The sequence below is a fragment of the Neisseria sp. HMSC064E01 genome (genome assembly GCF_001808875.1).
Taxonomy (GTDB): domain Bacteria; phylum Pseudomonadota; class Gammaproteobacteria; order Burkholderiales; family Neisseriaceae; genus Neisseria; species Neisseria sicca_A.
In genome coordinates, this window is record NZ_KV794893.1 from 34,637 (window position 1) to 40,035 (window position 5,399).

The 5,399-nt window shown below is 55.6% G+C and carries 4 protein-coding genes and 1 pseudogene; 4 read left to right on the top strand and 1 reads right to left on the bottom strand.

Annotated features, from left to right (window positions below):
• Positions 1-51: 51 nt before the first annotated feature.
• Complete coding sequence (gene glmS / locus HMPREF2572_RS02705) at positions 52-1,890, bottom strand: glutamine--fructose-6-phosphate transaminase (isomerizing) (RefSeq protein WP_070496151.1); 1,839 nt, start codon at positions 1,888-1,890, stop codon at positions 52-54.
• 369 nt (positions 1,891-2,259) lie between these two features.
• On the opposite strand from glmS, the gene HMPREF2572_RS02710 reads away from it, so the two are divergent.
• The 4 genes and pseudogenes from HMPREF2572_RS02710 to HMPREF2572_RS02720 all read left to right on the top strand — a co-directional run.
• Complete coding sequence (locus HMPREF2572_RS02710) at positions 2,260-2,526, top strand: DUF3079 domain-containing protein (protein WP_070496154.1); 267 nt, start codon at positions 2,260-2,262, stop codon at positions 2,524-2,526.
• A 74-nt stretch (positions 2,527-2,600) separates the two neighbouring features.
• Entirely contained in the window at positions 2,601-2,855 is a 255-nt protein-coding gene (locus HMPREF2572_RS13090; RefSeq protein WP_083294134.1) for a hypothetical protein, read from the top strand.
• A 43-nt stretch (positions 2,856-2,898) separates the two neighbouring features.
• The gene (gene dinG, locus HMPREF2572_RS02715; RefSeq protein WP_070496156.1) at positions 2,899-5,049 is read left to right on the top strand and encodes an ATP-dependent DNA helicase DinG; all 2,151 of its coding nucleotides are present in this window, start codon (positions 2,899-2,901) and stop codon (positions 5,047-5,049) included.
• A 75-nt stretch (positions 5,050-5,124) separates the two neighbouring features.
• Positions 5,125-5,399 (top strand): annotated as a pseudogene (locus HMPREF2572_RS02720) (sel1 repeat family protein); the annotation flags it as partial.

Below are 5,399 nucleotides of genomic sequence, written 5' to 3' on the forward strand. Positions count from 1 at the left end.
AAACTTTGGTTTCCCAGTTTTCAGACGACCTTTTACCGTTCAAATCGGGCTTTATTCAACTGTAACCGATTTCGCCAGATTACGCGGTTTGTCCACGTCCGTGCCGCGTGCGAGGGCAGCGTGGTAGGACAGGAGCTGCACGGGGATGGTGTGCACGATCGGCGAGAGTACGCCGACGTGGCGCGGGGCGCGAATGACGTGCACGCCGTCGGTGGCGTTGAAATTGCTGTCCAAATCGGCGAAGACGAAGAGTTCGCCGCCGCGTGCGCCGACTTCCTGCATGTTGGCTTTGACTTTGTCCAACAAGCCGTCGTTCGGTGCGATGACGACGACGGGCATGTTTTCGTCCACCAATGCCAGCGGGCCGTGTTTCAATTCGCCTGCGGGATAGGCTTCGGCGTGGATGTAGGTGATTTCTTTCAGCTTCAACGCGCCTTCGAGAGCAATCGGGAAGTGGATGCCACGACCTAAAAACAGTGCACTGTTTTTCTTGGCGAATTTTTGCGCCCAGGCGGCGATTTGCGGCTCAAGGTTGAGGGCGTGTTGGATGCTGCCGGGCAGTTGGCGCAGCTCTTCGACGTATTCGCGCGCTTTTTCGGCGGAAACCAAGCCGCGCTGTTTGCCCAGCGTTACCGCCAAGCCAAACAATACAACCAGTTGCGTGGTGAACGCTTTGGTAGAGGCGACGCCGATTTCTGCGCCGGCGCGGGTGTACAGAACCAATTCGCTCTCGCGCGGCAGGGCGGATTCCATGACGTTGCAAATGGACAGGCTGTGTTTGTGTCCCAAAGACTGCGCGTATTTCAGGGCTTCCATCGTGTCCAAGGTTTCGCCGGATTGGGAGATGGTGATGACCAATTGCATTGGATCGGCAATCACGTCGCGGTAGCGGTATTCGCTGGCGATTTCGACGTCGGTCGGCACTTTGGCGATGGATTCGAGCCAGTATTTGGCGGTCAGCGCGGCATAGTAGGACGTACCGCAGGCAAGGATTTTGATGCTGTGGATATCGTCGAACACTTCGCGTGCGTTCGCGCCGAAGTTTTCGGGTTCGAAGCCACCGTCAAGGAAGACTTCGGCGGTATCGGCGATGGCGCGCGGTTGTTCGTGGATTTCTTTTTGCATGAAGTGGCTGTAAGGGCCCAATTCCAGCGACGCGAGCGACAGTTCGGATACTTTGACGGTGCGTTGGGTTTCAGTACCGGTTTTGTCAATGAGTTTGTCGATGCCGTTTGCGCTTAGAAGGGCAATGTCGCCATCTTCCAAATAGGCGATGCGGCGGGTGAAGGCGATGACGGCGGATACGTCGGAGGCGATGAAGGTTTCTTGATCGCCCAATGCCACCAAGAGCGGGCAGCCCATGCGTGCAACAACCATTTCTTCGGGTTTGTCCTGCGCCATCACGGCGATGGCGTATGCGCCGTGGAAACGGGCGGTGGCGGCGCGGACGGCTTCAAACAGTTTACCGCCGTTTTGGGTGTATTCGTGATTGACGCTGTGGGCGATGACTTCGGTATCGGTTTGCGATTCGAAGGTGTAACCCAAGGCTTTGAGGCGTTCGCGTTCGGCTTCGAAGTTTTCGATGATGCCGTTGTGGACGACGGCAATCATGCCGCCGGAGATGTGGGGGTGGGCGTTGGGTTCGGTCACGCCGCCGTGGGTTGCCCAGCGGGTATGGCCGATGCCGATGTGTCCGAACACGCCTTTTTCGCGCGCGGCATCTTCCATCAGTTGCACGCGGCCGACACGGCGCACGCGCTTGATTTTGCCGTCTGTGTTCACGGCGATACCCGACGAGTCGTAGCCCCGATATTCAAGGCGTTTGAGACCGTCGGTCAGAAAATCGACTACATTGTGGTTGGCGCGGATGGCGCCGACGATACCGCACATATAAGTTCCTTAGTATCTAAAGTTGAAAAAAGACAAGACGCCGGCTTCCGTACGCCTTGCCCGCATATTATATCAGAGCGAAATATATCATACTGAATTTTAAAGAAATTAACAGTAAATCCAACTGATTGATTGCTTTAAAAATAGTTTCAAATATCAGGCTTCCCGCCATTTGAGTGCAACAGGGCGGATTAGTTTTATCGAAGTTCATTTATATGCAATGTGTATAAATATAACACGGATTGACTCCGCCTTTCAGACGACCCGATACATTTCTTAACTGTCCAGCGTAAAAAGACGTACAAAACCCAAGCTGTCGCAATTGAATCATTTATAATTTCATGAAAATAAAAACAAGGATTTCACACCATGGCAAAAAAATTCCCCATCTTCCCCAAAGCGCCGGAGCGCATCTGCTGGGGTTGCGACAAATACTGCAAAGAAGACGATTTGCAGTGCGGCAACGGCTGCGAGCGTATCCAGCACCCCATCGAATTGGACGGGCGCGAGTGGTATAAAAAAGGCGACTGGAGCAATTTGTTGAGCGAAGAGCAGCAAATCAAACTGGGTTTGAAAGAAGCGCCCAAACCTGCCAAACCGCATATCAAACTGCCGTTGCGGAACAAAACGGCTTAAGCACCCCACCAAACTTAAAGGGTCGTCTGAAAACCGAAGGGGCGCGATCATGCGCCCTTATCTTTATTTTAACGATGCACCAAGAAATTGATCCCACCCGCGCCGAACCCCCGCTGCCCATCTCCATAGCAAACATACTTAACTTTAAATACGATATATCATCAAATTCCGTCATTCCCGCCCCCGCCTACGCGAGGACAGGAACGCCAACAGTTCAAACCTCCTATCCCGATACAGCCTCCCTTACCAAAGGTCGTCTGAAAACGCCAAAATATGCTTTTCAGACGACCTCTCCCATCTCTCCCGAACCCGTCCGCGAAAAATGCTAAAATAACAAATTCATAAGCAAATCCACCTTTTCAGACGACCTCAATGCTCACCGATTTAGAAAAAAACGCCATCCGCGACCATTACCAAAATATCGGCAAAAACCTGCCCGGTTTCCGTCCGCGCGCGTCGCAGCGGGAAATGATTGCGGCGGTTGCCAACGCTTTTTCGCGGACATTGACGCGCGAAGAAGGCGGCGAGCCGCCCAAGCGCGAGGGCGAGAGCATTGCCGTGATCGAAGGACCGACCGGCGTGGGCAAGTCGCTTGCCTACCTGCTGGCAGGCGGCATTATGGCGCAGACGCGCGGCAAGCGGCTGATTGTGAGCAGCGCGACGGTTGCTTTGCAGGAGCAGCTGGTGGACCGCGATCTGCCGTTTCTGGTTGAAAAAAGCGGTTTGGAGCTGACCTTCGCGCTTGCCAAAGGGCGCGGCCGCTATCTCTGTCCCTACAAACTCTACCAACTCACGCAAAGCAACGCCCAGCAAAACCTGCTCGGCTTTGAAGCCCCCGCCGTGTTGTGGGACAGCAAACCCAAGCCCGAAGAATTGAAGCTGCTGCGCGACATCGCCGACGAATTTTCCGCCCGACGGTTCAACGGCGACCGCGACACTTGGCCGGAAAAAATCGACGACACCATCTGGATGAAGGTGAACAACGACAACTACGGCTGCCTCAAAGCCGCCTGTCCCAACCGCTCGGAATGCCCGTTTTACCTTGCACGTGACACGCTGGAAACCGTCGATGTCGTCGTCACCAACCACGATTTGCTGATGGTCGACATCAGCATGGGCGGCGGCGTGATTTTGCCCGACCCTGAAAACAGCTTCTACTGCATCGACGAAGCGCATCACCTGCCCAAGAAAGCACTCAGCCAGTTTGCCGCCGAGCATTCGTGGAACCAAGCCGTGTGGGCGTTGGAAAAACTGCCGCAGGTTACCGGCAAAATTGCCGCACTCACCGACAAAGGTGAGTTAGCGAACCTTGCCGACGAAGCCGCCGCCGCGCTGCTCGAAAGCCTGCACGAATGGCAGTTCCACCTCGCCGAAGAGCCGTCTTTGGGCTTGGGGTCGTCTGAAAACGACAGACGGACCAACAGCGAACCGACTTGGCTGTGGGAAGACGGCAAAATCCCCGAAGGCCTCGAAACCACCGTTTCCAACACCGCCATCGCCGCCCGCAGCCTCTACAAACACATCAACAGCCTCAACGACGCCCTGTCCGCCGCCCGCCGCGACAAAGACCAAAACAGCGCGCAAATCGACCGCCTGAGTACCGAATTCGGCGTATTCCGCGCCCGTATCGAACAAATCACCGCCACATGGGATTTGCTCTCCACCGTCCCCCTTGAGGGCGAAGAACCGCTGGCAAAATGGATAACCCGTCGCGCCGACGACAAAAACGACTACATTTTCAACGCCAGCCCCATCAGCAGCGCGTCCCACCTCGCCAACAGCCTGTGGCGGCGCGCGGCAGGCGCAGTGTTGACCTCCGCCACCCTGCAATCCTTGGGCAGCTTCAACCTCATCCTGCGCCAAACCGGACTGCAATGGCTGCCCGAAACCACCACCCTCGCCCTAGAAAGCCCGTTTGATTTCGACGCACAAGGCGAACTCTACATCCCGCCCGTGCACGCCAGCCCCAAAGACCCCGCCGCGCACACCGCCGCCATTGTCGAATGGCTGCCCAAGCTCATTTCACCCACCGAAGCCATCGGCACACTCGTCCTGTTTTCCTCGCGCAAACAAATGCAGGATGTCGCCCTGCGCCTGCCCGAAGACTACCTGCCGCTCTTGCTCGTACAAGGCGAATTGCCCAAAGCCGTCCTCCTGCAAAAACACCACCAAGCCATAGAAGAAGGCAAAGCCAGCATCATCTTCGGACTCGACAGCTTCGCCGAAGGACTCGACCTGCCCGGCACCGCCTGCGTGCAAGTTATCATCGCCAAGCTCCCCTTCGCCATGCCCGACAACCCCATCGAAAAAACCCAAAACCGCTGGATAGAACAGCGCGGCGGCAACCCCTTTATCGAAATCACCGTCCCCGAAGCCGGCATCAAACTCATCCAAGCCGTCGGCCGCCTCATCCGCACCGAACAAGACTACGGCCGCGTGACTATCCTCGACAACCGCGTCAAAACGCAGCGATACGGCCAACAATTACTAGCCAGCCTGCCGCCGTTTAAAAGGATAGGTTGAAACCCATAAAGAGGTCGTCTGAAACCTGATTTTCAGTTTCAGACGACCTCAATGCAAACACAATCAACACATACCATGAACAAACTCACTTTCATCGCCCTGCTTATCCCCCTCTTAGCTTCCTGCGGCTCGGTTTCGCCGTCCCAATCCGACCGCGATTACACCCAAACCCATCCAGCACCCAAAGCCTTTGACTCGAAGCGTACACAATACACCTGCGCGACTTGGACGCCTCCATCTCCACCCGATGCCGAATCCCATCTTTGGTATCGTGCCGCCACTCTGCTTGATGCCAAAGACTGGCGTATGAACAAACAGGAATTTCAGGACATGATTGTCTTGTACGAAGC